The sequence below is a fragment of the Paracoccus sanguinis genome (genome assembly GCF_012689545.1).
Lineage (GTDB): Bacteria > Pseudomonadota > Alphaproteobacteria > Rhodobacterales > Rhodobacteraceae > Paracoccus > Paracoccus panacisoli.
This window is the reverse complement of sequence record NZ_CP051542.1, coordinates 434,776-460,035: the sequence shown is the minus strand read 5'-3', so window position 1 is coordinate 460,035 and position 25,260 is coordinate 434,776. Positions and strand designations below refer to the sequence as shown.

Annotated in this window: 20 protein-coding genes and 1 tRNA gene; 12 read left to right on the top strand and 9 right to left on the bottom strand. The window is 71.9% G+C overall.

The window, feature by feature from the left end:
- Nucleotides 1–26: 26 nt before the first annotated feature.
- The 6 genes from HGN31_RS02165 to HGN31_RS02140 form a co-directional block, all read right to left on the bottom strand.
- Nucleotides 27–1,136 (bottom strand): DNA polymerase III subunit delta', encoded by a 1,110-nt coding sequence (locus HGN31_RS02165; protein WP_168782187.1) that lies wholly within the window; start codon nucleotides 1,134–1,136, stop codon nucleotides 27–29.
- A 2-nt stretch (nucleotides 1,137–1,138) separates the two neighbouring features.
- Nucleotides 1,139–1,852, bottom strand: coding sequence for a dTMP kinase (gene tmk, locus HGN31_RS02160; protein WP_168782186.1), 714 nt, complete (start codon nucleotides 1,850–1,852; stop codon nucleotides 1,139–1,141).
- Between the two features lie 20 nt (nucleotides 1,853–1,872).
- Complete coding sequence (locus HGN31_RS02155) at nucleotides 1,873–3,042, bottom strand: D-alanyl-D-alanine carboxypeptidase family protein (protein WP_052512846.1); 1,170 nt, start codon at nucleotides 3,040–3,042, stop codon at nucleotides 1,873–1,875.
- A gap of 110 nt (nucleotides 3,043–3,152) precedes the next feature.
- Nucleotides 3,153–3,725 carry a thymidine kinase gene (locus tag HGN31_RS02150; RefSeq protein WP_168782185.1) on the bottom strand — a complete coding sequence of 191 codons (573 nt, stop codon included), beginning with the start codon at nucleotides 3,723–3,725 and terminating at the stop codon, nucleotides 3,153–3,155.
- A gap of 117 nt (nucleotides 3,726–3,842) precedes the next feature.
- On the bottom strand, nucleotides 3,843–5,090 hold the full coding sequence (locus HGN31_RS02145; RefSeq protein WP_168783778.1) for a DEAD/DEAH box helicase: 1,248 nt from the start codon (nucleotides 5,088–5,090) through the stop codon (nucleotides 3,843–3,845).
- 536 nt (nucleotides 5,091–5,626) lie between these two features.
- Nucleotides 5,627–7,900, bottom strand: coding sequence for an adenosylcobalamin-dependent ribonucleoside-diphosphate reductase (locus tag HGN31_RS02140; RefSeq protein ID WP_168782184.1), 2,274 nt, complete (start codon nucleotides 7,898–7,900; stop codon nucleotides 5,627–5,629).
- Nucleotides 7,901–8,117: 217 nt separating this feature from the next.
- Between HGN31_RS02140 and HGN31_RS02135 the strand changes: the two genes are divergently transcribed.
- Nucleotides 8,118–8,480 carry a hypothetical protein gene (locus HGN31_RS02135; protein WP_168782183.1) on the top strand — a complete coding sequence of 121 codons (363 nt, stop codon included), beginning with the start codon at nucleotides 8,118–8,120 and terminating at the stop codon, nucleotides 8,478–8,480.
- 36 nt (nucleotides 8,481–8,516) lie between these two features.
- Here the strand turns inward: HGN31_RS02135 and HGN31_RS02130 are convergent, their stop codons facing one another.
- Complete coding sequence (locus HGN31_RS02130; RefSeq protein WP_168782182.1) at nucleotides 8,517–10,028, bottom strand: class I adenylate-forming enzyme family protein; 1,512 nt, start codon at nucleotides 10,026–10,028, stop codon at nucleotides 8,517–8,519.
- A gap of 255 nt (nucleotides 10,029–10,283) precedes the next feature.
- Between HGN31_RS02130 and HGN31_RS02125 the strand changes: the two genes are divergently transcribed.
- From HGN31_RS02125 to HGN31_RS02085, 9 genes are all read left to right on the top strand, one after another.
- The gene (locus tag HGN31_RS02125; protein WP_036701360.1) at nucleotides 10,284–11,315 is read left to right on the top strand and encodes a cysteine synthase A; all 1,032 of its coding nucleotides are present in this window, start codon (nucleotides 10,284–10,286) and stop codon (nucleotides 11,313–11,315) included.
- 4 nt (nucleotides 11,316–11,319) lie between these two features.
- On the top strand, nucleotides 11,320–13,890 hold the full coding sequence (locus HGN31_RS02120; RefSeq protein ID WP_211096323.1) for a DUF3772 domain-containing protein: 2,571 nt from the start codon (nucleotides 11,320–11,322) through the stop codon (nucleotides 13,888–13,890).
- A gap of 278 nt (nucleotides 13,891–14,168) precedes the next feature.
- A complete protein-coding gene (mgtE, locus tag HGN31_RS02115) occupies nucleotides 14,169–15,554 on the top strand; it encodes a magnesium transporter (RefSeq protein ID WP_036701362.1) in 1,386 nt (461 codons plus the stop codon).
- A gap of 9 nt (nucleotides 15,555–15,563) precedes the next feature.
- Complete coding sequence (locus HGN31_RS02110) at nucleotides 15,564–16,130, top strand: 5-formyltetrahydrofolate cyclo-ligase (protein ID WP_231572709.1); 567 nt, start codon at nucleotides 15,564–15,566, stop codon at nucleotides 16,128–16,130.
- A 419-nt stretch (nucleotides 16,131–16,549) separates the two neighbouring features.
- Nucleotides 16,550–20,185, top strand: a complete 3,636-nt coding sequence (locus HGN31_RS02105; RefSeq protein WP_168782181.1) for a vitamin B12-dependent ribonucleotide reductase — start codon at nucleotides 16,550–16,552, stop codon at nucleotides 20,183–20,185.
- A 12-nt stretch (nucleotides 20,186–20,197) separates the two neighbouring features.
- Nucleotides 20,198–20,386: a hypothetical protein gene (locus HGN31_RS02100; protein WP_168782180.1), complete on the top strand. Its 189-nt coding sequence runs from the start codon at nucleotides 20,198–20,200 to the stop codon at nucleotides 20,384–20,386.
- A gap of 214 nt (nucleotides 20,387–20,600) precedes the next feature.
- Entirely contained in the window at nucleotides 20,601–22,265 is a 1,665-nt protein-coding gene (locus HGN31_RS02095; protein ID WP_168782179.1) for a formate--tetrahydrofolate ligase, read from the top strand.
- Nucleotides 22,266–22,337: 72 nt separating this feature from the next.
- Nucleotides 22,338–22,829 carry a GAF domain-containing protein gene (locus HGN31_RS02090; protein ID WP_168782178.1) on the top strand — a complete coding sequence of 164 codons (492 nt, stop codon included), beginning with the start codon at nucleotides 22,338–22,340 and terminating at the stop codon, nucleotides 22,827–22,829.
- Nucleotides 22,826–23,185, top strand: a complete 360-nt coding sequence (locus HGN31_RS02085) for a YigZ family protein (RefSeq protein WP_168782177.1) — start codon at nucleotides 22,826–22,828, stop codon at nucleotides 23,183–23,185. Before HGN31_RS02090 ends, HGN31_RS02085 begins: the two co-directional genes overlap by 4 nt.
- Before the next feature lie 7 nt (nucleotides 23,186–23,192).
- Here the strand turns inward: HGN31_RS02085 and HGN31_RS02080 are convergent, their stop codons facing one another.
- Nucleotides 23,193–23,363: a hypothetical protein gene (locus HGN31_RS02080; protein WP_156114342.1), complete on the bottom strand. Its 171-nt coding sequence runs from the start codon at nucleotides 23,361–23,363 to the stop codon at nucleotides 23,193–23,195.
- Nucleotides 23,364–23,389: 26 nt separating this feature from the next.
- Nucleotides 23,390–23,465, bottom strand: a tRNA-Ile gene (locus HGN31_RS02075).
- A gap of 102 nt (nucleotides 23,466–23,567) precedes the next feature.
- Here HGN31_RS02075 and purM point away from each other — a divergent pair.
- Together purM and purN are read left to right on the top strand one after the other, a co-directional pair.
- Nucleotides 23,568–24,611 carry a phosphoribosylformylglycinamidine cyclo-ligase gene (purM, locus tag HGN31_RS02070; RefSeq protein ID WP_168782176.1) on the top strand — a complete coding sequence of 348 codons (1,044 nt, stop codon included), beginning with the start codon at nucleotides 23,568–23,570 and terminating at the stop codon, nucleotides 24,609–24,611.
- A 77-nt stretch (nucleotides 24,612–24,688) separates the two neighbouring features.
- Complete coding sequence (gene purN, locus HGN31_RS02065; protein WP_168783777.1) at nucleotides 24,689–25,234, top strand: phosphoribosylglycinamide formyltransferase; 546 nt, start codon at nucleotides 24,689–24,691, stop codon at nucleotides 25,232–25,234.
- Nucleotides 25,235–25,260 lie beyond the last annotated feature (26 nt).

The following is a 25,260-nucleotide window of genomic DNA, read 5'->3' as shown; positions in this document are numbered from 1 at the left end:
ATCGGTCCCGGCTGCGGGGTCAGCGTTCATCCCCGCGCGGGCGCGTCGGCGCCGGTCTGGGCGAGGGTCATGAGCATATCCATCACCAGCGCCGCGGGGTCAAGGTTGACCGCCCGGCCGCGCCGGGCCCGCGCCGACAGCTCGGCCTGCGCCTCGGCCCAGCGGCGCGCGGCGGGCTCGTCGGGGGACAGGCGGGCGAGCAGGGCGGCCTCGCCGTCCGCGGCCTCGGGCAGGGGCGGGCCCATCAGCCCGGCGCGGGCGGCGCGGGCGAGGAAACGGTCGAGAAGCGTCATGGTCAGGTCGAAGGGATCGCCGTCCGGGCCCGGCCGCCCACCCGCCGTCTCGGCCAGCGCCGCGGCGCGGCTGCGGTCCATCCGCGGCAGGGTCTGGAACAGCGCCACGAGGTCGGCGTAGCGCGAAAGCCCGTCCTGCCCGGCGAGCCGCAGCGCCTCGCCCACCGAGCCTGCGGCGAGCGCGGCGAGGCGGGCCGGGTCGCCCTCGACCTCGAGCGGGGCGAGCGCCGCGGCCATGTCGTCGGGCGAAAGCGGCCCGAGGCGCAGCTGCCGGCAGCGCGAGCGGATCGTGGGCAAGAGCCGCCCCGGCTGGTGCGAGATCAGCAGCAGCATGGCGTCGCGCGGCGGTTCCTCGAGCATCTTGAGGACCGCGTTCGCGGACTGGGGGTTCATGTCGTCGGCGGCGTCGATGATCACCACCCGGCGGCCGCCGTCGATCGCCGAGAGGTGGAAGAACTCGATCATCCGGCGGATGTCGTCGATGACGATCTCTGCCCTGAGGCGGCCCTTGTCATCCTCGCTGCGGCGCACGAGATGCAGCCGCGGCTCGGCCAGCGCCCGCATCCGGCGGGCGGCGGGGTGGTCGGGGTCGACCTCGAGCCGGCCGGGTTCGCCGCCGGCGATGAGCCAGCGGGCGATGGCCCAGGCAAGCGTCGCCTTGCCGGTGCCGCGGGGGCCGGTGATGAGCCAGCCGTGGTGCAGCCGGCCGGCGGCGGCGGCGTCGAGGAAACCGGCCGCGGCCTCGTCCTGGCCGATGACGCGGGGCGTCTCGCGCGGGTGCGGGGCGCCGGGGACGCGGTCGGATTCGACCGGCGGGTCGTCGGGGGCGAGGTCGCGGGCCATCCTCAGAGCGCCGCGCGGACGCGGGCGGCGACTGCCTCGGCCGGGCCGCTGCCGTCGATCAGGCGGATGCGGTCGGGATGGGCCGCGGCGAGCGCCCGGAACCCGTCGCGCAGCGCGCGTTGGAACGGCAGGCCCATCGATTCGAAGCGGTCCTCGGCGGCGGCATCGTCGCTTGACGGAAGGTGGGTGCCGGCGGGCACGGCCGCGACCGGCGGCGCGGCGACGGCGCGCGCGGCCGCCTCGGCCAGCTCGGCGGCGGGCGGGAGATCGCCCGGTTGCTGCCGGCGCAGGGTCCGTGCCAGCGCCTCGGCCGGGTCGAGGTCGATCACGAAGGTCCGGTCCGGCTCGACCCCGATCATCAGCGCGTGCAGCGCATCGACCGCTCCGCGCAGGTCGCCGCGGGTCGCCCCCTGATAGACGCGGGTCGAGTCGGCAAAGCGGTCGGTCACGACCCATGCCCCGCGGTCGAGCGCCGGGCGGATGGTCCGTTCGAGGTGATCGCGGCGCGCGGCAGTGAAAAGCAGCAGTTCGGTCTCGGCCGACCAGCGGTCGGCGCTGCCCTCGACCAGCAGGCGGCGGATGTCCTCGGCCCCCGGCGCGCCGCCGGGCTCGCGGGTCAGCACGACCTCATGCCCCTCGGCCCTGAGCGCCTCGGCCAGACGCCGGGCCTGGGTGGACTTGCCCGACCCGTCGATGCCCTCGAGGCTGATGAACACCGTCCGCGGGCCCCGGCGCGTCAGCCGCCGACGGCGGCGGCGGCCTGCCGGCCCAGCCGCATCGCGGCGTTCTGCATCCGGCCCATGAAGCCTGCACGCGGCACGTCGTCCGCGGCGACCAGCGGCAGGCGCGACTGCACCGACCCCGGCACCGTCACCACGAGCTCGCCCAGCCGCTGCCCGGCGGTGATCGGCGCCTCGATCGGGCCGTCGAACACCGCCTCGGCGGTCACGCCCGCGGCGGCCCCGGCCGGGATCAGCACGTTCACCCCGTCCTGCGTGGTCAGCGCCACCCGCCGCGCGGCCCCCAGCCAGACGGGCGCCCAGGCCACCCGCTCCCCCTTCGGCACCACGGTCTTCATGGTGAACTGGCGGAAGGCCCAGTTGACGATGCGCTCGGATTCCTCGGCCCGCGCCTTTTCCGACCCGAGCCCGCTGAGGACGAAGATCACCCGCCGGCCGTCCTGCACAGCCGAGCCGACGAGGCCGTAGCCCGCCTCTTCGGTATGGCCGGTCTTGAGCCCGTCGGCGCCGATCCCCAGCCCGAGGATCGGGTTGCGGTTGTGGCGGTTGGCGGGGGCGCGGTTGTCGAAGGCGTATTCCTTGATCGCGAAGTTCTTGTAGAGCTCGGGGAAGTCCGTGATCAGGTGCTGCGCGAGCACGCCGAGGTCATGGGTGGACATCCGGTGCCCGGGGTCCGGCCAGCCCGAGGCGTTGGTCAGATGCGTCTCGGTCAGCCCCAGGGCCTTGGCCCGGGCCGTCGCCTCGCGGGCGAACGCCTCTTCGGTGCCGGCCAGCCCCTCGGCCACGACCACGCAGGCATCGTTGCCCGAGAGCACGATGATCCCCTTGATGAGCTCTTCCACCGTCGGGCGGTCGCGCTCGTTCAGGAACATCGTCGAGCCCTTCATCTGCCGGGCCTTGGTCGAGACGGGGAAGCGCGTGTCGAGGCTGACGCGCCCCTCGTGGATCGCCTCGAACAGCATGTACACGGTCATCAGCTTCGACATCGAGGCGGGGGGAATCGCCCGGTCGGCGTCCTTTTCCATCAGCACCGTGCCGGTCGCCACGTCATAGACCCAGGCCGCGCGGGCGGTGGTGTCGAACGCCGCCGCAGGCAGCGCGGTCAGCGCCAGGATCGCGGCAGCAAGCGCGCCACGGGCGGTGCAAGAAAGCGATGAAAGCCGCATGGGTCGTCCTTTGCCGGTTCGGCGTCAGGGTTAACGCAGCCGCAGCCCTGCCGCAACGCTCACCCCCGGTCTCGTCCTACAGCGCGGCGGTAAAGATTCCCTGAACCGCCTCAGGCGCCCATCGCCGCGCGCCAGTGGCGGCGGCAGAGCGAGACGTAGCTCTCGTTCCCGCCGACCTGGATCTGGGCGCCCTCGCGCAGCACCGCGCCGTCCGGCCCGAGCCGCACCACCATCGTGGCCTTGCGCCCGCAATGGCAGATCGTGCGCACCTCGCGCAGGTCGTCGGCAATGGCGAGCAGCGCCGCCGAGCCGGGGAACAGCTCGCCGCGGAAATCGGTGCGCAGGCCGTAGGCCATGACCGGCTGGCCGCAGTCGTCGGCCACCCGGGCGAGCTGCCAGACCTGCGCGGGGGTGAGGAACTGGGCCTCGTCCACGAAGATGCAGGCGGCGTCGGGGCCCTCGGCCGCGATCAGCGCGAAGAGGTCGGTGTCGGCGTCGAAGGCGATGGCGTCGGCGCCCAGCCCGATGCGGCTGCCGATCCGCCCCGGCCCCGCGCGGGTGTCGAGCGCCGCGATGAGCAGCAGGGGCGTCATGCCCCGCTCGCGGTAGTTGTGGGCGGCTTGCAGCAGGAGCGTGCTCTTGCCGGCATTCATCGTCGAGTAGTGGAAATAAAGCTTGGCCATGCCGCGGGGTGCCAACTCGGCGCGGCGGCTGCAAGGGGCGGGCGCACGGGGGGGCCGAAAAGATCCAGCCCGACGCGGGGGGGCGCCGGGCTGGACGGGGTCGAGGCGGGCGCGGGGTCAGCCGCGCTGCTGGCCCTTCGGCGCGCGCGAGGGGCGGCGCGCCGGGCGCTTGCGGGCGGCACCGTCGCCCTGCGGGCGGGCGCCGGGCTTGCGCGGGCTGGGCACCGGGCCGGCCGGCGGCTCGCCGCCGATGACCGGGATCTGCGCCTTCATGGCCTTTTCCACGGCCCTGAGCTCGCCGACCTCGGCCGGGGCGCAGAACGCCACGGCGCGGCCGTCACGCCCGGCGCGCGCGGTGCGGCCAATGCGGTGGACGTAGTTCTCGGGCACGTTCGGCAGGTCGAAGTTGTAGACATGCGCAACCTGCGGGATGTCGAGCCCGCGCGCCGCGACGTCGGTCGCCACGAGCACCTGCGTCTCTTCCGAGCGGAAGGACGAGAGCGCCCTCTCGCGCTGGCCCTGCGACTTGTTGCCGTGGATCGCGGCGACCGAGAAGCCCCATTTCTCGAGCAGCTTCGACAGCTTCTCGGACCCGTGCTTGGTGCGGCCGAAGACGATCGCAAGCTCGCCCGGGTGCTTGGAGAGATACTCGGCCAGCAGCGCCGCCTTGTCGCCCTGGTTCACGAAGTGGACGCCCTGGTCGATCTTTTCGGCGGCCTTGCCCGGCGGGTTCACCGCCACGCGGACCGGATCGGTCAGATAGCTGTCGGCCAGCTCTTCCATCAGCTTCGGCATGGTGGCCGAGAAGAGCATCGTCTGACGCTCGGCCGGCAGCAGCTTGGCGATGCGGCGCAGCGCGTGGATGAAGCCGATGTCGAGCATCTGGTCGGCCTCGTCCAGCACCAGATAGCGGGTCTGGTCGAAGCGGACAGCCTTGCGCTCGATCAGGTCGATCAGGCGGCCGGGCGTGGCGATCAGCACGTCGACACCCCGGGCGAGGCGGTCCACCTGCGCGTTGATCGAGGCGCCGCCGACGACCCGGAAGCTGCGGATGCCGGTGCCGCGGGCAAAGGCCTCGACGTTCTGGGCGATCTGGGTGGCCAGCTCGCGGGTGGGGGCGAGGATCAGCGCCTTGCAGCTCAGCGGCTCGGCCCGCTCGCCCTTGGTGACGAGGCGGGTCAGCATCGGCAGGCTGAAGGCGGCGGTCTTGCCGGTGCCGGTCTGGGCGAGGCCCAGCAGGTCACGGCCCGCGACCAGCGCCGGGATGGCCTCGGCCTGGATCGGCGTCGGCTCGTTCAGCCCCAGCTCTGGCAGGTTGATCGCCACGCGCGGGTCGATGCCCATGCGGGTGAAGGCCGTGTCCATCTCGGGGATGGCGCGGCGGATGAAGGGCTCGGCCTGGCCTTCGGCGCGCGCCTTCTTGGCGCGGCCGGGGCCGCGGCGGGCGCCGAAGCCCGCGGATTTCGGCTTGTCGGCGTCGAAGCGCGACTTGCCGCGCGGGCCGTCGGTGCCGTGCGCGCCCTCGCGGGGGCCGCGATGGGGGGCGTCGCCGCTGCGGCGGGGTTTCTGGGTGCGCCCGGCCGGGTTGGCGGGGCGGGCTTGGGTCATGTTGTCAGTCATCTTCTCATGGTCCTGTGGCGCCGCCCCCGTATCGGGCCGCGCGGAAAGATCACGCCGACGCCGCCCCGGTCAGGGGTCGGTCGCGGCAACGTCAGGGGCGCGGGGCGATACGAGGTCCCGCGGGCAACCCTGCGTGAGAGGGGAAACCGATTGAGCGTCCGGCCCTTGGCAGTCAGACTGCGGCTGCTCACGCGGCAGCGGGTTCCTGGACGTGGACTAGATCGGGGCCGGGGGGCCGAAAGTCAAGGGCGGATGCGGCAGAAACCCTGCCGCATCCGGCGTCAGCCGCATTTCGAGTGGCCGCAGCTCGGGCAGGTCAGGCAGCCCTCGACCATCCGCATTCCCGGCATCCCGCAGGCCGGGCACGAGGGGCCGACGGGGACGGCCCCCGGCGCGGGGGGCGCGGCGTCGGCGGTGGGGTCGGCCTTCAGCCCCGCGCCCTCGGCGGCGAGGAAGCCGATCGCCACCATGTGCCGCTCGATCACGCCGCCGATCGCGGCGAGGATCGAGGGGACGTAGCGGCCCGCGATCCAGGCCCCGCCGCGGGGGTCGAACACGGCCTTGAGCTCCTCGACCACGAAGGACACGTCGCCGCCGCGCCGGAACACCGCCGAGATCATCCGCGTCAGCGCCACGGTCCAGGCGTAATGCTCCATGTTCTTCGAGTTGATGAACACCTCGAACGGCCGCCGCCGGCCGCCCTCCTCGATGTCGTTGAGGGTGATGTAGATGGCGTGCTCGCTGCCCGGGAACTTGAGCTTGTAGGTCGCCCCCTCGAGCGCCTGTGGCCGGTCCATCGGCGCCTCGAGATAGAACGCCGGCAGCTGCTCTGCGGGCACGGCGGCGGGGGCGGCCGCGGGTTCGGCCACCGACAGGACCGACCCGGTCACGGCGTTCGGGCGATAGGTGGTGCAGCCCTTGCAGCCCTGGTCCCACGCGGCGAGGTAGACGTCCTTGAACGCCTCGAACGGAATGTCGGGCGGGCAGTTGATGGTCTTCGAGATCGAGCTGTCCACCCACTCCTGCGCCGCCGCCTGCATGGCGACATGGTCGAGCGGGTCGAGCGTCTGGGCGTCCACGAACCAGTCGGGCAGGGGGGCGTCGCCCATCCGTTCGCGCCAGAGGCTGGCGGCATAGTCCACCACCTCTTCCTCGCTGCGGGTGCCGTCCTTCTGCAGGATCTTGCGGGTGTAGCTCAGCGCGAACACCGGCTCGATCCCCGAGCTGACGTTGCCGGCGTAAAGCGAGATCGTCCCCGTGGGCGCGACCGAGGTCAGCAGCGCGTTGCGGATGCCGTGGGTGCGGATCGCGGCGCGCACGTCCTCGTCCATCCGCTGCATGAAGCCGGAGGCGAGGAACGCCTCGGCGTCGTAAAGCGGGAAGGCGCCCTTTTCCCGCGCCAGATCGGCGCTGGCGAGATAGGCCGCGCGGGCGATGCGGCGCATCCAGCGGCGGGTGGCGGCGGCGGCCTCGGGTGCGCCGTAGCGCAGCCCGACCATCATCAGCGCGTCGGCGAGCCCGGTGACGCCCAGCCCGATGCGCCGCTTGGCGCGCGCCTCGGCCGCCTGCTGGGGCAGGGGAAAGCGGCTCGCGTCCACCACGTTGTCCATCATCCGCACGGCGACGGTCACCAGCTTGGCGAGCGCGTCCTCGTCCAGCGCGGCCTCGGGGCCGAAGGGGTCGCGGACCAGCCGGGCGAGGTTCACCGAACCCAGCAGACAGGCGCCGTAGGGCGGCAGGGGCTGTTCGCCGCAGGGGTTGGTCGCGGCGATCGTCTCGGCATAGCCGAGGTTGTTCATCGCGTTGATCCGGTCGATGAAGATCACCCCCGGCTCGGCATAGTCATAGGTCGCCCGCATGATCCGGTCCCACAGATCGCGGGCGCGCAGCGTGCGGTAGACCTGCCCGCCGAAGACCAGCGGCCAGTCGCCATCGGCCTTGAGCGCAGCCATGAAGTCGTCGGTGACCAGCACCGACAGGTTGAACATCCGCAGCCGGGCGCTGTCCTGCTTGGCGGCGATGAACGCCTCGATGTCGGGGTGATCGCAGCGCATGGTGGCCATCATCGCCCCGCGGCGCGAGCCCGCCGACATGATCGTGCGGCACATCGCGTCCCAGACGTCCATGAACGACAGCGGCCCCGAGGCATCCGCCGCCACCCCCGTCACCGGCGCCCCCTTGGGCCGGATGGTCGAGAAGTCGTAGCCAATCCCGCCGCCCTGCTGCATCGTGAGCGCGGCTTCCTTGAGGGACTGGAAGATGCCCTCCATGCTGTCGGGGATGGTGCCCATGACGAAGCAGTTGAAGAGCGTCACCGACCGCCCCGTGCCGGCGCCCGACAGGATGCGGCCGGCGGGCAGGAAGCGGAAATCCTCGAGCGCGGCGTAGAAGCGGTCCTCCCACGCGGCGGGGTCGGCCTCGACCGAGGCGAGGTCGCGGGCGACGCGCCGCCAGCTGTCCTCGACCGAGCCGTCGCGCGGCGTGCCGTCGGCGTCGCGCAGGCGGTATTTCATGTCCCAGATCTGTTCGGCGATGGGGGCGGCAAAGCGGGTCATGGGCGGTCCTGCGGGTCGGGAGAGGGTCGGGGGCACAGGGCGCCTTGTTGCGGCAACCGCCCGGCGCAGGCAAGCCTGCGGTGAGGTGACGCCGTGGGGCGTCGGCGGACGGGCGGCGGCACGGGCTGACAGGCGGGGGTGCGACAATCCGGCGCAGTCCTGTTACCTTAGCAAAGAGATAAGGATTTCCGGCAACCAGCCCGAGAAGGCCAACCGAATGATCCGCAAAAGGATTTCCGCCGGCATCCTTGCCGCAACCGTGCTCGGCGCAGCCCCGGCCCTCGCCTCGCAGCCCGGCGAGATGGAGACCGGCCCGCAGACCGCAGGCGTCGCCGCGCCGATCAACCTCGTCCCCGCCCGTCCGGTGCCGATGGCGGTGATGACCTACGAGGTGTTCGAGGCGACGGTCGACCACGCCGACCTCGCCGAATGCCCCAAGGCGCTGGCCCGCGAGGGGCGGTTCTGCCGGGTGGTGCTGCACGGCGACGCGCTGCACGTCTTCGCCTTCAGCGAGGACCTCGACCAGCCGCTGCAGGCGGTGATGGAGTATCCGCTGGACGTGATCCGCTTCCCCGAGTGAGCCGGGGACAGGCCCGCCCGCGGCGTCAGCCGGGGGTCAGCCGGGGTGGGGCCGGTGCGCCTCGCGCAGCGCCCGGCGGTTGACCTTGCCGGTCGGCGTGCGGGGCAGGGCGTCGACGCGGACGTAGCGCCGCGGCTGCTTGTAGCGGGCCAGCCCCGCCTCGGCCGCGGCCTCGAGCGCGTCCTGCGTCGCGTCGCCGGTCCAGAACGCGGCGATGATCGACGCCCCGCCCGCCACGGTCAGCTCCGCCGCCGCCACGTCGCCCGCGCCGGGCACGGGGGCGAGCACGTCCTCGACCTCGGCGGGGGCCACGCGGAAGCCGCCCGCGTTCATCATGTCGTCGGCCCGCCCGAGCGTCGAGATCGCCCCGTCCTCGGCCGCCACGGCCAGATCGCCGGTCAGGAACCAGTCGCCCTGATGGCGGGCCGCGGTCTCCTCGGGCTGGCCCAGATAGCCGAGAAACAGCCCCGGATCGCTGCGATGGACGGCGAGGACGCCGGGCGTGCCGGGCGGGTTCTCGGCCCCGTCCTCGGACAGGATCGCCACCCGCCGCCCGGGCTGCGGATAGCCCGCCGTGCCGGGCGGCGCGGGCCGCGCGGGCGAGCCCGAGAGGAACGTCGAGCACTCGGACATCCCCATCGCCTCGTGGAGTTCCGTCCCCGTCCGCGCCCGCCACGCGTCGCGCAGCGCGGGGTCGAGCCGCTCGCCCGCGGTCAGCCCGTGGCGCAGGCTGGGGACCGGCGCCCAGTCGGCCCGCAGGATGCGGCGGAAGACGCCGGGGGCGGTGGCGAGGATGGTGGCGCCGTGGCGGGCGGCGAGCAGAGGGATCTGTTCGAGCGCCGTGCCCTCGGCCGGGATCAGCGCGGTGGCGCCGACCGTCCACGGGTCCATCAGCCCGGTGCCGAGGGTGAAGGTCCAGTTGAAGGCGCCCGCGTGCATCAGCCGGTCGTTCGGCGTGAGCCCGTACCAGCCCTGAAACATCATCGCCCGCGCGAGGATGGCGCGATGCGCGTGCATCACCGCCCGCGGCTGGCCCGAGGTGCCCGAGGTATAGACGATATAGGCCAGCCGGTCCGGGTCGCCCTCGGCGAACTCCCCCGGGGGCAGGGTCGCCATCGCGGCCAGCTCGGCCACCGGCAGGACCGGTGCGGTGTCGCCCTCGGGCAGGGCGATGCCGGGGCCGGCGATGGTCAGCGCATGGGTGATCTCGGCCGCGATCTTGCCCACCTCGCGGGCGGTGAGCATGGCCGAGGTCGGCACGGGCACCAGCCCCGCCGCGATGCAGCCGAGATAGGCGATGGGGAACGCGGGCTCGTTGCCGATCCTGAGCAGCACCCGGTCGCCGGGGTTGAGCCCGCGGGCGAGCAGCCCCGTCGCCGTCCCCCGCACCGCCGCCGTCAGCCGCCCGTAGGACCAGCGGTCGGCCCGGGTCGGCGAGACGACGGCGAGGGCGAGCTTGTCGGGCGTGGCCTGCCCCGCCGCCAGCACATGCGCGGCGAGGTTCAGCGGGCGCGAAGGGGCGGGGGCGGGGGGCGGCGTCTGGGTCATGGCGGCAGGATGATCCTGCCCGCGGGGCGGGTGCAAGGGGCCGCGCGAGGGGGGCGGGCCGCTGTGGCGCAACGCGCGCCCCCGGACCCGGCGCGGAGCGACCGCGGTCGACGGCCCCGGCGCGCCGACCGCGACCGCCCGCACGCCTCAACTCTGCCCACGATCGCGTGCGCCCGCGCCCCTCGCCGGCGGCGGACGGGTTGCCGCGCTCGTCCCCGGCTGGTTAAACGGCAGGATCAACAGCGAGGGCTGACCATGCGCAACGCATCCGATCTCGCGGCCCTGATCGGCCGCACGCCGCTCATCCGGCTCAACCGGGCCTCCGAGGCGACCGGCTGCGAGATCTGGGGCAAGTGCGAGTTCATGAACCCCGGCCAGTCGGTCAAGGACCGCGCCGCGCTCTACATCATCCGCGACGCCGTGGCGCGGGGTGCGCTCGGCCCGGGCGGCACCATCGTCGAGGGCACCGCGGGCAACACCGGCATCGGCCTCGCGCTGGTCGGCGCCTCGATGGGCTTCCGCTCGGTCATCGTCATCCCAGAGACGCAGAGCCAGGAAAAGAAGGACATGCTGCGCCTCGCCGGCGCCGAGCTGGTCGAGGTGCCTGCCGCCCCCTACCGCAACCCCAACAACTACGTCCGCTATTCGGGCCGGCTGGCCGAGGCGCTGGCCGCCACGCTGCCGGGCGGGGCGGTCTGGGCGAACCAGTTCGACAACACCGCCAACCGGCAGGCGCATCTGGAAACCACCGGCCCCGAGATCTGGGACCAGACCGGGGGCGGGGTGGACGGGTTCATCTGCTCGGTGGGCTCGGGCGGGACACTCGCCGGCGTCGGGATGGCGCTGCAGCCGAAGGGGGTGAAGATCGGCATCGCCGACCCCGAGGGATCGGCGCTGTTTGCGTGGTACACGCAGGGCGAACTCGACGCGCCCGGCAACTCGATCACCGAGGGGATCGGGCAGGGGCGGGTGACCGCGAACCTCGACGGCTTCACCCCCGATTTCGCCTGCCGGGTGCCCGACAGCGAGGCGCTGCCCATCCTCTACGACCTGCTCGAGCACGAGGGGCTGTGCCTCGGCGGCTCGTCGGGGATCAACGTCGCGGGCGCCATCCGCATGGCGCGCGAGATGGGGCCGGGCAAGACCATCGTCACGGTGCTCTGCGATTCGGGGACGCGCTACCAGACCAAGCTCTGGAACCCGGTGTTCCTGCGCGACAAGGGCCTGCCGGTGCCGCACTGGCTCGAGACGCGCGAATCGGCCCTGCCGGACGTGACCGAGGCCTGACGGGATGGCTGCTGCACTGACTGCCCGCGCCACCCCCGCGCCCTGCCGCCGCTGGTCCGCCGTCCTTCTCGCCGCGCTGGCCGCGCTGTGGCTGGCGCTGGCGGTGGCCCCGCCGGCGCTGGCCCAGACCGAGCCCGACTATCAGGCGTGGAACCAGATCGCGAGCCGCGCCGAGGAAGAGGTGGACGCCGGCGGCGCCACCACCGAGACGCTGCAGCGGCTGCGCGCCGACATCGTCTCGTGGCGCGACCGCTTCCTGCAGGCGCAGTCGCTCAACGCCCCGCGCATCGCCACGCTGCGCGACCAGATCTCGGCGCTGGGCCCGGCGCCCGCCGAGGGCGAGACCGAGGCCCCCGAGATCGCCGAGCGCCGCAAGGAGCTGACCGAGCAGCTCGCCCAGTTGCAGGCCCCCGGCCTGCGCGCGGTCGAGGCCTACAGCCGCGCCGACAGCCTCGTGCGGGCCATCGACGAGACCGCCCGCACCCGGCAGGCCGACGCGATCCTCAAGCTCAGCCCCTCGCCGCTGCTGCCGTCGAGCCTGGTCGCCGCGGCCTCCGAGGGGATGACGGTGCTGAACGGCATCGCCGGCGACGTCCGCGACCGGACCTATGGCGCCGCCGGGCGGGCGCTGATCGGGCGGCTGCCGCTGATCGGGCTGTATCTGGCGCTGGCGCTGGGGCTGCTGATCTACGGGCGGCGCTGGATCGACTCGCTGCCCTCGCGCCTCGGCTCGCGGGCGAGCGACTATGCCCGCGACGCGGTGGCCTTTGCCGTGTCGCTGGGGCAGATCGCCATCCCCACCGCGGGCGCCTATCTGCTGGTCCGCGCGCTCGACACCACCGGGCTGGCCGGGTCGTGGGCGCGGCCGCTGCTGATGGTGCTGCCGGTGGCGGCCCTGCTGTTCTTCACCGGGCGCTGGCTGTCGCTGCGGTTCTTCACCCTGACCGGCGACCCGCCGATCTGCTACCCCGAGGTCCAGCGCCAACGCGGCCAGTTCTACGGCATCTCGATGGCCGCCGCGCTCGCGGTCCATCACATCGCCGGGCAGGCGGTCCTGCCGCTCTCGGGCATCCGCACCGATCCCGGCACCGGCAGCCGCATCCCGCTCGAGGTGAGCGATGCCGCCGCGGCGGTCTGGCACCTGCCGCTGATCGTGGTCGGGGCGCTCTTGCTGTTCCGCCTCGGCCTGGTGCTGCGCCACCGGCCCGAGCACGACGCCTCCGAGCAGACGGGCTATGCCGGCAAGGTCATGGCCGCGCTCGGCGCCGCGGCGCGGCTGATCGCGCTGGCGAGCCCCGTGCTGGCGGTGATCGGCTTCGTGACGCTCGCCAACTCGATCCTGTGGCCGGCGGCCCTGACCATCGGCCTCGCCATGCTGGTGATCGTGCTGCAGGAGTTCGCCACCGACCTCTGGTCCGTGGTCAAGCGCGACCGGGGCATGTCGCGCAACGCGCTCGCGCCCGTGCTCATCGGTTTCGGCCTCGTGGTGCTGGCGATGCCGCTGCTGGCGCTGATCTGGGGGGCGAGCAACTCGGACCTCGGCGAGGCGTGGACGAGCCTGCGCAACGGCTTTTCGCTCGGCGGGGTGAAGCTCTCGCCCGGGGCCGTGCTGACCTTCGTCGTGGTGTTCACGCTCGGCTACATGGCGACGCGGGTGGTGCAGGGGACGGTGCGGACCTCGATCCTGCCGCGCACCCGGCTGGACATCGGCGCCAAGAACGCCGCCGTCTCGGGCCTCGGCTACGTCGGCATCTTCCTGTCGGCGCTGCTTGCGGTGACCTCGGCCGGGATCGACCTGTCGAGCCTTGCCATACTCGCCGGTGCCCTGTCGGTCGGTATCGGTTTCGGCCTGCAGAACATCGTGTCGAACTTCGTCTCGGGGATCATCCTGCTGGTCGAGCGTCCCGTCGCGGTCGGCGACTGGATCCAGGTCGGGCAGTCGCAGGGCTACGTCAAGCGCATCTCGGTGCGCTCGACCCAGATCCAGACCTTCGACCGCACCGACGTGATCGTGCCGAACTCGGACCTGATCTCGAAAGAGGTCACCAACTGGACGCGCGGCAACCTGCAGGGGCGGATCATCATCAAGGTGGGCGTGGCCTACGGCAGCAACACCCGCCGGGTGGTCGACATCCTGCGCGAGATCGCCGAGGACCAGCCGACGGTGCTGATCAACCCGGCGCCGAACGTGCTGTTCATGGGCTTCGGCGCCGACAGCCTCGACTTCGAGATCCGCGCCATCCTGTCGGACATCAACCAGGGCATGGGCGTGCAGTCCGAGATCCGCCACCAGATCATCGAGCGCTTCGCCGCCGAGGGGATCGAGATCCCCTTCGCCCACCGCGAGGTCCGCATCGTCAACGCCGAAGAGCTGGGCGAGGGCGGCAAGAAGGCCCTGGGCGCCCCCGCGGGGCCGGGCGCCCCTGCCGCGGCGGACGACGCCGAGGCCGAGGCCGCGACGGCCCGGCCGCGGGGCGAGGAGCAGCAGGACCCGCGGATCACGCAGGCGACCTCGTCGGGCCTCGAGATCGCCGAGGGCGGCAGCGACGGCGACGGCGACGGCGACCGGGGCTGAGGCACGGCGGAGCGACAGCGACGGCGACGGCGACCGGGGCTGAGGCACGGCGGGGGCGCGGCTCCCCGGCGGCCGGACGGCCGCCTCCCCCGGGATAATTCGGCGAGGACGACGCCGCGCGGAGGCTGGGCGTGCCGCGTGATCCGGCGGCCTGAGCCGGTTTTTGGCGGCGAAATGACAGCTTGCGTCGCGGCGCCCGCGGCCCCGGTGCATTGTCTCGGGGCGGGTGAACGGCCTATGGTCGCGCCGCAACCCACCCTCTGCCGAAGGCCGCCCGCATGACCGACCCGCGCCCGCGCGACAACGACCCCGAGGACGACGACTTCGTCCCCGCCCGCGCGCTGGTGGCCGAGGTCGTCGAGGCCATCGACGCGGGCGACGCGGCCGGGCTGAACGCGCTGCTGGAACCCGTCCACGGCGCCGACATCGCCGACCTGATCGAGCAGTTGCCGCCGCACCGGCGGCGCGAGTTCATCCGCCTCTACTCGGGCGAGATCGACGCCGAGATCCTGACCGAGATCGACGAATCGCTGCGCGAGGAGGTCATCGAGCAGCTCCCGCGCGAGGTCGTGGCCGAGGCCGTCCGCGAGATGGACACCGACGACGTGGTGGACCTGCTCGAGGACCTCGACCCGCCCGAGCGCGAACAGATCCTCGCCGCGCTCGACGCCGAGGACCGGGTCGCGGTCGAACAGTCGCTGACCTATCCCGAATACTCCGCCGGCCGCCTGATGCAGTCCGAGGTCGTGACCGCGCCGCAGCACTGGACGGTGGGCGAGACCATCGACTTCCTGCGCCGCGAGGACTGGCTGCCGGACCAGTTCTACCACGTCATCCTGGTCGATCCCCGCCGCCACCCGGTCGGCTACGTGACGCTCGGCCGGCTGCTCTCGGCGCAGCGCACGACGCGTCTGGCCGACATCGCCGAGGACAGTTTCCGCACCATCGGCGTGCTGCAGGACGAAGGCGACGTGGCCTATGCCTTCAACCAGTACCACCTCATCTCGGCCCCGGTCGTCGACGCCGACGACCGGCTGGTGGGCGTCATCACCATCGACGACGCGATGGGCGTACTCGACGAAGAGCACGAAGAGGACATGCTGCGCCTCTCGGGCGTGAACGAGGAGAGCCACGTTTCGGACGGCGCCTTCGCCACCGCCCGCCAGCGGTTGCCGTGGCTGGTGGTGAACCTCTTCACCGCGTCGCTTTCGGCCATCGTGATCTCGCGCTTCGAGGACACGATCTCGTCGCTGGTGATGCTCGCCGCGCTGATGCCGATCGTCGCCTCGACCGGCGGCATCGCCGGGACCCAGTCGCTCGCGGTCGCGGTGCGGGCGCTCGCCACCCGCGACCTGACCTCGAGCAACGCCCGCCGCGTCGTGCGGCGCGAGCTTTTCGCGGGGATGCTGAACGGCATGGGGCTGGCGCTGATCCTCGGCCTTGCCGGGACGCTGATCTTCGGCGATCCGAAGCTGGGGATGGTGCTGGCGATGGCGATGATCGTGAACCAGATCGTGGCCGCGCTGGGGGGCGTCTTGGTGCCGCTGACGCTCGAGCGGCTGGGGCTCGACCCGGCGCTGGCCTCGGGCACGTTCGTCACCACGCTGACCGACGTGATGGGGTTCCTGGCCTTCCTCGGCCTCGCCACCGTGATCCTGTTGTGAGGGTGCGCCGTGGGCGGTGACGTGGACGCGGATGTCGTGGCGCAGAAGACGGCGCTGCGGACGCAGGCGCTGACCGGGCGGCTTGCGGGCGGCGATGCGGCGGCGCTGGCGGCGAACCTGAGGCGGGCGCTCGCCCCCCACGCGGGGCGGGTGCTCGCCGGCTACTGGCCGATGCGCGGCGAGGCCGATCCCCGTCCGGCGATGGAGGCCCACGACGGCCCGCTGTGCCTGCCCGTGGTGCCGGGGCGTGGGCAGCCGCTGGTCTTTCGCCTCTGGCGCGGCGAGGCGCTGGTGCCGGGCAGCTTCGGCACCTCGAACCCGCCCGATTCGGCGCCCGAGGTCACGCCCGAGGTGCTGATCGTGCCGCTGGTCGGGTTCGACGCGGCGCTGCAGCGGCTGGGCTACGGCGGCGGGTTCTATGACCGCACGCTGGCCCGGCTGCGCGCCGCCGGGCCGGTCACGGCGATCGGGCTCGGCTGGGCGGGGCAGCAGCTGCCAGCGATTCCCGCGACGGCGACGGACGAGCGGCTCGATGCGATCGTCACCGACCGTGGCATCCTCGCCACCCCGGCCTGATCGCCCCCGCAGGGGGCGCACTGTGGATGGCCCTGTGGACAACCCTTGATAACTGCTGAACGACCGCCCCCAAGGCGCGCGCGGGGCTGATTTTTTCGGCTGCGCCGCGGTGATCCCCAGCCCCCGTTAACCTTCGAGTCGCGGCCCGATCGGGACGCCGCAACCCCTGCGTGTCAACCACCGATGTCCGTCGAAGGCGCAAATAAACCGCTTGAAGACAGGGCTCAGACGCTTCACTTTGTGTGGACCGGCGGACGAGACCACCACATCTAGTTGCCGGCCGAGGGATGACACGACAACCGACAGCGCCGCGGCGGCACCCTCGCCGCCCGCCTTCCGCCAGCCGTGCGGGGGGCGTGCAAGCGGCCCGGACCAGACCAACCAGCGCGGCCCGAGACCGCGGACCAGAGGGGCGAAGGATGAAGATCGACCGGCGTTACACCACCACCGAAACGGGCGCCTACGGCGGCATCGACTTCGTCACCACCACCTCGGAAATCCGCAACCCGGACGGCACCGTGGTGTTCCGCAACGACGCCGTCGAAGTCCCCGAGGGCTGGAGCCAGGTCGCCAGCGACGTCATCGCGCAGAAATACTTCCGCAAGGCGGGGGTGCCCGCGCGCCTCAAGCGGGTCAAGGAAAAGGGCGTCCCCGAGTTCCTGTGGCGCTCGGTCGCCGACGAGGCGGCGCTCGCCGCGCTGCCCGAGGGTGAGCGGAACGTGGGCGAGACCTCGGCGCGGCAGGTGTTCGACCGGCTGGCCGGCGCCTGGGCCTACTGGGGCTGGAAGGGCGGCTACTTCACCACCGAGGCCGACGCCCGCGCCTATTACGACGAGATGCGCCACATGCTCGCCCGGCAGATGGGGGCGCCGAACAGCCCGCAGTGGTTCAACACCGGCCTGCACTGGGCCTACGGCATCGACGGCCCGAGCCAGGGGCATTTCTACGTCGACTACCGCACCGGCGCGCTGGTCAAGTCCGACAGCGCCTATGAGCACCCGCAGCCGCACGCCTGCTTCATCCAGTCGGTCTCGGACGACCTGGTGAACGAGGGCGGGATCATGGACCTGTGGGTCCGCGAGGCGCGGCTGTTCAAGTATGGCTCGGGCACCGGCACCAACTTCTCGTCGCTGCGCGGCGAGGGTGAGAAGCTGTCGGGTGGCGGCAAGTCGTCGGGCCTGATGGGCTTCCTCAAGATCGGCGACCGCGCGGCGGGCGCGATCAAGTCGGGCGGCACCACGCGGCGGGCGGCCAAGATGGTCATCTGCGACATGGACCACCCCGACATCGAGCAGTTCATTAACTGGAAGGTCATCGAGGAGCAGAAGGTCGCCAGCCTCGTCGCCGGCTCGAAGCAGCATGAGGCGAAGCTGAACGAGATCTTCGCGGCGATCCGCCAGTGGGATGGCAGCGCAGACGGCGCCACCGATCCGGTGCAGAACGCGGCGCTGAAGGGGGCGATCCGCGCCGCCAAGCGCGCCATGATCCCCGAAACCTACATCAACCGGGTTCTGCAATACGCCCGCCAAGGCTTTGATTCGATCGAGTTTCCGACCTACGACACCGACTGGGACTCGGAAGCCTATGCCTCGGTGTCGGGCCAGAACTCGAACAACTCGGTCCGCGTCACCGACGCCTTCCTCAAGGCGGTGCGCGAGGATGCCGACTGGGCGCTGATCCGCCGCACCGACGGCAAGACCGCCAAGACCGTCAAGGCGCGCGAGCTGTGGGATCAGATCGGCCATGCCGCCTGGGCCTGCGCCGACCCCGGCATCCAGTTCCACGACACCGTGAACGCCTGGCACACCTGCCCCGAGGACGGGCCGATCCGCGGCTCGAACCCGTGCTCGGAGTACATGTTCCTTGACGACACGGCCTGCAATCTCGCGTCGATGAACCTGCTGACCTTCCTGAATGGCGGGCAGTTCGACGCACAGGGTTACGTGCACGCCACCCGGCTGTGGACCGTGACGCTCGAGATCAGCGTGCTGATGGCGCAGTTCCCGTCCAGGGAGATCGCGCAGCGCAGCTACGACTTCCGCACCCTCGGCCTCGGCTATGCCAACATCGGCGGACTGCTGATGAACCTCGGGCTTGGCTATGACAGCGACGAGGGCCGGGCGCTCTGCGGGGCGCTGACCGCGCTGATGACCGGCGTCAGCTACGCCACCTCGGCCGAGATGGCGGGCGAGCTCGGGCCCTTCCCGGGCTATGCGAAGAACGCCGACCACATGCTGCGGGTGATCCGCAACCACCGCGCCGCGGCGCACGGCACCGAGGCCTACGAGGCGGTGAACGTCGCCCCCGTGGCGCTGGACGTGGAGAACTGCCCCGACCCGGAGCTCGCCGTCATGGCGCAGCGGGCCTGGGACAAGGCGCTCGCGCTCGGCGAAGAGCACGGGTTCCGCAATGCCCAGACGACGGTGATCGCGCCGACCGGCACCATCGGCCTCGTCATGGACTGCGACACCACCGGGATCGAGCCCGACTTCGCGCTGGTGAAGTTCAAGAAGCTGGCCGGCGGCGGCTACTTCAAGATCATCAACCAGTCGGTGCCGGCGGCGCTGGAAACCCTCGGCTACGGCTCGGCCCAGATCGAGGAGATCGTGGCTTACGCCGTCGGCCACGCCTCGCTCGGCAACTGCCCCGGCATCAACCACGCAGCCCTGGTCGGCCACGGCTTCGGCCCGCGCGAGCTGGAAAAGGTGGACGCGGCGCTGGCGTCCGCCTTCGACATCCGCTTCGTCTTCAACCAGTGGACGCTGGGCGAGGATTTCTGCAAGGGCACCCTCGGCATCCCGGCCGAGAAGCTGTCGGACCCGGGCTTCGACCTGCTGCGCCACCTCGGCTTCACCCGCGCCCAGATCGACGCGGCCAACGACCACGTCTGCGGCACGATGACGCTGGAAGGCGCGCCGTTCCTCAAGCCCGAGCATTACGCCGTCTTCGACTGCGCCAATGCCTGCGGCAAGAAGGGCACCCGCTACCTGTCGGTGGACAGCCACATCCGCATGATGGCCGCCGCGCAGTCCTTCATCTCGGGCGCGATCTCGAAGACCATCAACATGCCGAACTCGGCCACCATCGCCGACGCGCTCGCGGCCTATGAGCTGTCCTGGTCGCTCGGGATCAAGGCCAACGCGCTCTACCGCGACGGCTCGAAGCTCTCGCAGCCGCTCGCGAGCGCGCTGGTCGAGGATGACGACGAGGCCGCCGAGGTGCTCGAATCCGGCTCGGCGCAGGAAAAGGCCACCGTCATCGCCGAGAAGATCGTCGAGCGCATCATCGTCAAGGAGGCCATCCGCTCGAACCGCGAAAAGCTGCCCGCGCGCCGCAAGGGCTATACCCAGAAGGCGATCATCGGCGGCCACAAGGTCTATCTGCGCACCGGCGAATACGACGACGGCAAGCTGGGCGAGATCTTCATCGACATGCACAAGGAAGGTGCGGGCTTCCGCGCCATGATGAACAACTTCGCCATCGCCGTGTCGGTGGGCCTGCAGTACGGCGTGCCGCTCGAAGAATTCGTGGACGCCTTCACCTTCACCCGGTTCGAGCCGGCGGGGATGGTGCAGGGCAACGACTCGATCAAGAACGCGACGTCGATTCTCGACTACATCTTCCGCGAGCTGGCGGTCAGCTACCTCGACCGGACCGACCTCGCCCACGTCAAGCCGAACGGCACCAGCTTCGACGACCTGGGTAACGGCCACCGCGAAGGCCAGCCCGAGCTGGTCCCGGCCGAGACCGGCGCCTCGAAGTCGGTCGAGCTGCTCAAGCAGATCAGCTCGACGGGCTACCTGCGCAAGCGGATGCCGCAAGAGCTGATGGTGCTGCAGGGCGGCGTCTCGACCGTCGCCGTCGCCTCGGGCTTGGCCGAGGAGGCCGCGGTCTTCGAAAGCACCACCGTCGCCGTGACGATGGACGCGCGCACCAAGGCCAAGATGCAGGGCTACGAGGGCGATCCCTGCGGCGAGTGCGGCAACTACACGCTGGTGCGCAACGGCACCTGCATGAAGTGCAACACCTGCGGCGGCACCTCGGGCTGCAGCTGAACGGAGGGCGAGATGGCGACCAACACCGGAGACGGCTATCGCAAGGGATCGGTCACCGACCGCACCCAGACGCAGCACCCCTCGGGCGACTGGGTCAAGCGCGACACCAGGACCGGCGAGTTCATGGACCGCAAGTCCTCCGACGGCCCCTTCAAGGGTGTCGCCAGGGAACCGGACGGGCGCCGCAGCCCGCAGAAATGACCGGCCACGGCCGGCCACGACCTCCGACCCGGGACGGGGCGGGGAACCTGTCGAGTTGAGCCAAGACGCGCGGAGTAACCGCGGGACAGGGACAGATCGCCGTCCGGGGCCAGCCTCGGGCGGCGATGCCGTGTCGGGCTTGGCGGCACCGCGCCGCCGCGGCTAGAGTGCCGCCACCCGGCGTCCAGACCGGGGCCGACCACGGGGGGACATCATGCTGACCGACATCGAGATCGCGCGCGCCGCGACCCCGCGCAACATCGCCGAGATCGCCGCACGGCTCGACATCGGGGCCGGCGACATCCTGCCCTACGGCCACGACAAGGCGAAGATTTCGCGGGATTTCATCGCCGGTCTCGACGGCGCGCCCGAGGGGCGGCTGGTGCTTGTCACCGCGATCAACCCGACGCCCGCGGGCGAGGGCAAGACCACCACCACGGTGGGGCTGGGCGATGCGCTGAACCGGATCGGCAAGGCCGCGACGGTCTGCATCCGCGAGGCGAGCCTCGGCCCGAACTTCGGGATGAAGGGGGGCGCCGCCGGCGGCGGGCGGGCGCAGGTGATCCCGATGGAGGACATGAACCTTCACTTCACCGGCGATTTCCACGCCATCACCAGCGCCCACAACCTGCTGGCCGCGCTGATCGACAACCACATCCACTGGGGCAACGCGCTCGACATCGACCCGGGGCGGGTGGCGTGGCGGCGGGTGATGGACATGAACGACCGGGCGCTCAGGGCGATGGTGCTGGGGCTGGGTGGCCCCGCGAATGGCACCCCGCGGGAAAGCGGCTTCGACATCACCGTCGCCTCCGAGGTCATGGCGATCCTGTGCCTTGCGAACGATCTCAATGACTTGCAGGAGCGTCTGGCGCGGATCATCGTGGCCCGGACCCGCGACGGGCGGCCGGTGACGGCGCGCGACCTCAAGGCGGACGGGGCGATGACGGTGCTGCTCAGGGATGCGTTGCAACCAAACCTCGTCCAGACGCTCGAGAACAACCCGGCGCTCGTCCACGGCGGGCCGTTCGCCAACATCGCGCATGGCTGCAACTCGGTCATCGCCACGCGGACGGCGCTGCGGCTGTCGGATTACGTCGTGACCGAAGCGGGCTTCGGGGCCGACCTCGGGGCGCAGAAGTTCTTTGATATCAAGTGCCGCGCGGCCGGGCTGCGGCCGGCGGCGGTGGTGCTGGTGGCAACCGTTCGGGCGCTCAAGATGAACGGTGGGGTGGCGCGGGCCGACCTCGGGACCGAGGATGTCGCGGCGGTCCGGCGCGGGTTGCCGAACCTCTTGCGGCATATCGAGAACCTGCGCCTCTACGGTCCGCCGGTGGTCGTGGCGATCAACCATTTCTCGAGCGATTCCAAGGCCGAAGCGCAGGCGATCATCGACGCCGCCGTGGCGGTCGGGGTGACGGCGGTCGTCTGCCGCCACTGGGCCGAGGGGGGGGCAGGGGCCGAGGACCTGGCCCGCGCGGTCGTCGCCGCCGCCGAAACGCCGAGCGATTTCAACATCTTGTACCCCGACACCCTGCCGCTGTGGGAGAAGGTCGAGACGATCTGCACCCGCATATACCGCGCCGACCACGTCGAGGCGCCGCCCGCGGTGCGCCGCCAGCTCGACGAGTGGCAGGCCGCCTTCGGCCATCTGCCGGTCTGCATGGCCAAGACGCAGTACAGTTTCTCGAGCGATCCCAAGCTCTTGGGCGCGCCCGAGGGCCATGTCATCCCGATCCGCGAGGTCCGGCTGTCGGCCGGCGCAGGCTTCGTCGTGGCGATCTGCGGCGACATCATGACCATGCCCGGCCTGCCGCGCGAACCGGCCGCCGACCGCATCGGCCTCGATGCCGCCGGTCAGGTCGTCGGGCTGTTCTGATGTTCGTGCAAGGTTCGTGCAGCGTTCATGCACGGTTCATGCGAATGCCATGCCTACGAAAGCGCCCCTCCCATGAGCCATGATCTGAGCGCAGCCCTTGCCGATCCCGACCCCCAAGCGGCGCTCGCGGCGCTCGAGGCGCTGGTGCAGGCGACGGTCGGGGCGCGGCTCTACACCGTCATGGCGCTCGACCCCGACACGGGGATGGCGCGACGGGTCTGGACGAGCGACCCCGACACCTACCCGGTCGGCGGCGAGAAGCCGCTGCCTGAGAACCGCTGGACCGAGATCGTCATTCGCGCCCGCCGGACCTGGGTCGCCAACACGCCCGAGGAGGTCGCCGAACTGCTCTTCGACCACGCCACCATCGCGCGGCTCGGCTGCGGGGCGGCGCTGAACCTGCCGGTCACGGTCGGCGGGCGGGTGATCGGGACGGTCAACCTGCTCGACCGCGCCGGGCATTTCACCCCCGACCGCGTGGCCGCCGCCGAGGCGTTGCGGCTGCCCGCGCAGGCGGTGCTGATGCGGGTGGCGCTGGCCCGCGCCGCGGACGGGGCGGCATGACCCTGACGACCTTCGACCGCATCATCCGCGACCGCGGCTCGGTCTATGCCGTCTCGGGCGGGCCGGTCGCCGACCGCGCGGCGATCGAGGCGGCGCTTTCCGCGCTGACCGCGCAGCGGCGGTTCGCCAAGGCCACCCACAACTCGTGGGCGGCGCGGCTCGGCGGCGAGGGGCTCAAGGCCGACGACGGCGAGGCGGGCGCGGGCGCGATCATCCTGCGGATGCTCGAGACCGAGGGGCTTGACGACCACCTGGTCGTGGTGACGCGCTGGTACGGCGGCAAGCACCTGGGCGGCGACCGCTTCCGGCACGTCATCGGCGCGGTGCGGCATTACCTCGCCGAGCGGCCGCGCTAGGCGCGGGCTAACGGCGCTGAAGCTCCGCCAGAATCCACGCCAGAGCGAGCAGGATCAGCCCGAAACCAAGACTTATCGCTGTGAAGAAGGTCCGGGCCTGACTGTCTGGCAGGATCATGTTGGCGATGGCCACGGCGATCTGAAGCCATCCCATCACCTGAAGAAATCCGGTCTTCACCGCGTGACTCCGCGTGCTGCTGAACGTGGTAGGGCCGGAGGGACTTGAACCCCCAACCAAGGCGTTATGAGCGCCCTGCTCTGACCATTGAGCTACAGCCCCACGCCTTTCGCCTAGTCAGCCGCGGCGCCCGGGTCAAGCGCGGCGCGTTGCGGGCCGCACGGGCTTGCGCTATCGGGGGGCAGCATCACCGAGGGGGCCCCGATGACCGAGAACAGCGCCTTGACCTATGCCCAGGCGGGCGTGGACATCGATGCCGGCAACGCGCTGGTGGACCGGATCAAGCCGGCCGCGAAATCGACCGACCGGCCGGGGGTCATGGCGGGGCTGGGCGGGTTCGGGGCGCTGTTTGACCTCAAGGCCGCGGGCTATGCCGACCCGGTGCTGGTCGCCGCGACCGACGGGGTGGGGACCAAGCTCAGGATCGCCATCGACACCGGGATCGTCGCCGGCGTCGGCACCGACCTGGTGGCGATGTGCGTCAACGACCTCGTCTGCCAGGGCGCCGAGCCGCTGTTCTTCCTCGACTATTTCGCCACCGGCAAGCTCGACGTGGCGCAGGCGGCCGCGGTGGTCGAGGGGATCGCCGCGGGCTGCAAGGCCGCCGGCTGCGCGCTGATCGGCGGCGAGACCGCCGAGATGCCGGGGATGTATCACGGCGGCGACTTCGACCTCGCCGGCTTCGCGGTCGGCGCGATGGAGCGGGGGGCGCATCTGCCGCAGGGCGTGGCCGAGGGCGACGTGCTGCTGGGTCTCGCCTCGAGCGGGGTGCACTCGAACGGCTATTCGCTGGTGCGCCGGATCGTAGAGCGGACCGGGCTTGGCTGGGACGCCGCGGCGCCCTTCGGCCGCGGCAAGCTGGGCGCTGCGCTGCTCGAGCCGACGCGGTTTTACGTCCGCCCGGTCCTTGAGGCGATGCGCGCGGGCGGGGTCCATGCCGCGGCCCACATCACCGGCGGCGGGATCACCGAGAACCTGCCGCGGGTGCTGCCCGAGGGGCTCGGCGCGATCGTCGACCTGGACGCGTGGGAGCCGCCGGCCCTGTTCCGCTGGCTCGCCGAAGAGGGCGGGGTGTCCGAGGCCGAGATGCTCAAGACCTTCAACTGCGGGATCGGCATGATCCTCGTCGTGGCGCGCGACCGGGCGCAGCCGCTGGCCGCGGGCCTGCGCGCCGCGGGCGAGACGGTGCGCGAGATCGGCGAGGTCGGCGGCCGCGCTGGCGTAGGCTACACCGGCACGCTGTGGTGAACGGCGCCGTGGTGGGCGGGGCCGTCACCGAGGGTCCGCGCCGGGTCGCCATCCTGATCTCGGGCGGCGGGTCGAACATGGTCGCGCTGGCCGACAGCATGACCGGCGACCATCCGGCGCGCCCGGTTCTGGTGCTGTCGAACGACCCTGCCGCCGGGGGGCTCGCCAAGGCCGCCGCCCGCGGCATCCCGACGGCCGCCGTCGATCACCGGCCCTTCCGGGGCGACCGCGCGGCGTTCGAGGCGGCGCTGCTGGGGCCCCTCGAGGCGGCGCGGCCGGACATCATCTGCCTTGCCGGGTTCATGCGCATCCTGACGCCAGCCTTTGTCGCGCGCTTTGGCGGGCGGATGCTGAACATCCACCCCTCGCTGCTGCCGCTCTATCCCGGGCTCGACACCCATGCCCGGGCGCTCGCGGCCGGCGATGCCGAGGCGGGGGCGAGCGTGCATCTGGTGACGCCGGAACTCGACGGCGGGCCGATCCTAGGGCAGGCGCGGGTGCCGGTCGTGGCGGGCGACACGCCCGAGACGCTCGCGGCGCGGGTGCTGGCCGCCGAGCACCGGCTTTACCCCGCCGTGCTGCGCCGCTTTGCGGCGGGGGAGACCGGGCGGCTCGACCTCTGACGGGCGCGCGCTGACCCGCGCGAGGC